At 62.2% G+C, this 3,386-nt stretch carries 2 protein-coding genes; both read left to right on the plus strand.

The features are described from left to right. Positions 1–2,456: alanine--tRNA ligase (alaS, locus tag VEK15_28060; GenBank protein HXV64585.1), on the plus strand; the 2,456-nt coding region annotated here is incomplete at its 5' end. Then, positions 2,449–3,386 (plus strand): lytic transglycosylase domain-containing protein (locus VEK15_28065; GenBank protein ID HXV64586.1); only part of this gene is annotated, 938 nt, incomplete at its 3' end. The genes alaS and VEK15_28065, both read left to right, overlap by 8 nt.

Below are 3,386 nucleotides of genomic sequence, written 5' to 3' on the forward strand. Positions count from 1 at the left end.
TGGAGAAAGTAGGCGTCACAGCAAGGCATCACACTTTCTTCGAGATGCTCGGCAATTTTTCCTTCGGCGACTATTTCAAGCGTGATGCGATTGCTTTCGCCTGGGAGCTTCTCGTCGATCGGTTCGAGCTCAGCCCTTCCCGGCTCGCGGTCACCATCTTCGAGGGAGACTCGGAAGTCCCCCGTGACGCCGAAGCTTACGAGCTCTGGACCGAGATCGTCGCAACGGAGCGAATCCACGAGCTGGGGAGAGCGGACAACTTCTGGTCCATGGGCGACACCGGCCCCTGCGGCCCGTGCTCGGAGATTCATTACTTCCAGGGCGACCACCTCCCCTGCACCGAGACACGGTGCAAGGGCGTCGCCTGTGAGTGCGACCGCTGGCTCGAGATCTGGAATCTCGTCTTCATGCAGTTCAATCGCGATGACAACGGAGCTCTCCGGCCGTTACCAGCACCGAGCGTCGACACCGGCATGGGGCTCGAACGGATCACAGCCGTGGTGCAGGGGGTCGAGAGCAACTATGACACCGACATCTTCGCCCCGATACTCCGAGCCATCGAGGAGCGCGTGGGAAAACGCTACCGGGGATCGAGCTCGGTCGAGGACGTCGCGTTCCGGGTCATCGCCGATCATGCTCGTTCGGCGACGTTCTTGATCGCCGACGGGGTCATGCCATCGAACGACGGGCGCGGTTATGTGCTGAGGAAGATCCTCCGCCGGGCGATGCGTCACGGAAAGAAGCTGGGCCTCGATGAACCCTTTCTGTTCGAGCTGACGACTCGGGTCATCGAGGAGATGCGGGAGCCCTACCCGGATCTCCTGCTCTCGCGCGAGCTCGTGGGACGCGTCGTGCGGTCCGAGGAAGAGCGGTTTCGTACGACGCTCTCAACCGGAATCTCCGTTCTCGAGGAGAAGCTCCGCCTCCCCGAGGTCACCGAGAAACGCGTTCTCCCGGGATCTCATGCATTCGAGCTCTACGACACCTTCGGCGTGCCGTTCGATCTCCTGACCGATATCGCCTCGGAACATGGAATCGAGGTAGACGAAGCCGGTTTCGACGAAGCGATGGAGGTGCAACGGCAAAGAGCTCGAGAATCCTGGAAGAAGGGCTCCCCTGCTTCCGATCGCACGCACTACGGCGAGATTAGAGCGCGAGGGGAGTCGCGCTTCCAAGGATATTCCGCGACGAAGATTCCCGAGTCCCGGGTGGTCGCGCTTGCCAAGGATGGCCTCGAGGTTCGCGAGCTCGTCGAGGGAGACGAGGGAGAGGTCTTTCTGGACGTGACACCGTTCTACCCCGAGGGCGGAGGACAAGTGGGTGATCAGGGAGTCCTGGCGGGCCCGGACGGCGCCGCCGACGTCCTCGACACGCAATCTCCAGTGAGCGGGCTCATTTCTCACCGGGTGAGACTCTCCAAGGGAAGCATCGGCGTCGATCAGCGAGTGGTCGCCACGGTGAACGAGACCGTGCGCGAAGGGGCGAAACGACACCACACTATCACCCATATGCTCCATGCCGCCCTTCGGGAAACGCTGGGACCGCACGTCAAACAAAAGGGCTCGTTGGTAGCGCCCAATAGACTTCGATTCGACTTTTCTCACTTCGCCCCGCTTTCGCCGTCCGAGATCCAGCAGATCGAAGGCCGCGTGAACGAGAAAATTCAAGAGGATCTGGCCGTGGAGAGCTCGGTGCTTCCCATCGACGACGCTCTCGCCCGCGGGGCGATCGCTTTCTTCGGTGAGAAGTACGGTGATCGGGTGCGGGTCATCGAGATTCCCGATTTCAGCATCGAGCTCTGCGGAGGCACCCATCTTTCCCGAACCGGGGAAGCGGGATTCTTCGTCATCACGAGCGAGTCTTCCATCTCTTCAGGAGTTCGCCGCATCGAAGCCCTGACGGGTCGAGCCGCGCTCGAGTTCGCTCGCTCCAATCGCGCCCTGGTCACCGAGTTGAGCCGAAGCCTCAGGGCGCGGCCCGACGAGCTCTTGAGCACCGTGGACAAGCTAAAGGACGAGCTGAAACGCAAAGAGCGCGAAAACGAAGAGCTGAAAAAGCGCCTCGTTCTCGGCACACGGGCACGAGGCGAGGAGTCGACGATGGCTATCGGAGACGTCCTCGTCTGGACCCCGCCCCCGGTGCAAAACCTAGACAAGAAGCAGCACCGCCAGCTCGTCGATGCCTTCAAAGAAAAGAATCGGGAACGCACCTGGGCGGTCATTTCCACTGCCGTCAACGAAGAGAAAGTCTCGCTCATCGTCGAGGTGTCGGAGGGCCTCGCTTCCCAGATCCGTGCCGATCAGCTCGTGAAGGAGCTGGCTCCGATCATCGAAGGAAGAGGAGGCGGCAAAGCCGAACGGGCAGAGGCGGGCGGCCGTTTCCCCGACCGCATTCCCGAGCTCTACGAGCGAGGTCGAGATGCGATCCGCCTCGCGTTGGAGGGACAGCGTGTCTAGCGCCGGCCGCGTGACGGCTGGGGAACTCTCACGCCCTTCGTCGATCGACCAGACTCAGGCGGCGCGGGTCCGCCGGTCGAAGTGGCGCTTGCTCGGCTGTCTCGGCGCCACCGTTTTCATTGCGACCGGCCCCTTCGCCGTCGTCGACGCCGCCGCCCAGGTATACGGATACACGAACGACAACGGCGTGCTCATACTCTCGAACGTGCTGAGCGACTCCCGCATGAGACTCATCGCTGATGGCACGGCAGAGGAGGCGGGCAAGGTCTGGCATTACAACGGCCAGTACGACCCATTGATTCTCAAGGCCTCGCAAACCTTCGGAGTGGACTCGGCGCTGGTGCGCTCGGTCATGGCGGTCGAGTCCGCATTCAATCGTTTCGCGCAATCGCACAAAGGGGCACGCGGACTCATGCAACTCATGCCTGCGACCGCGCGCCAGTATGGCGTCGACAACATCTTCGATCCGTGGCAGAACATTCGGGCGGGCACCGCCCACCTGCGGGAGCTCATCGACGAGTTCCGCGAGCTTCACCTCGCTCTCGCGGCCTACAACGCCGGCGCCACCCCCGTGCGCCGTTACGGAACAATTCCTCCCTACCCCGAGACGCGAAACTACGTCCGAAAGGTGATGGCCATTTATCGCGCCGGGAGCAAGATCCAGATCGTCAAGGGCGGCAAGGTCTACTCGATTGACCGGCCAGGCGGAACGGCCCGAATCAGCGCCGTCACGCCTTCGTCGACCGCCCCGGCAAAAGACGCCCGGACCGGCTCACCTCTGGCTGACCTGGCGCGGCAAGTAGGACGAAGCCGATTCGCGCCCACTCGATCGGCGCAAGTCGTACCCGCAACCGCAGACACCAACGACGGCGTCGAAACGAAGGCGGAACGAAGGGTCTACTATCGTTATCTCGATCTCGAAGGTGTGAT

Source organism: Vicinamibacteria bacterium (genome assembly GCA_035620555.1).
In the GTDB taxonomy this organism is placed as follows: Bacteria; Acidobacteriota; Vicinamibacteria; order Marinacidobacterales; family SMYC01; genus DASPGQ01.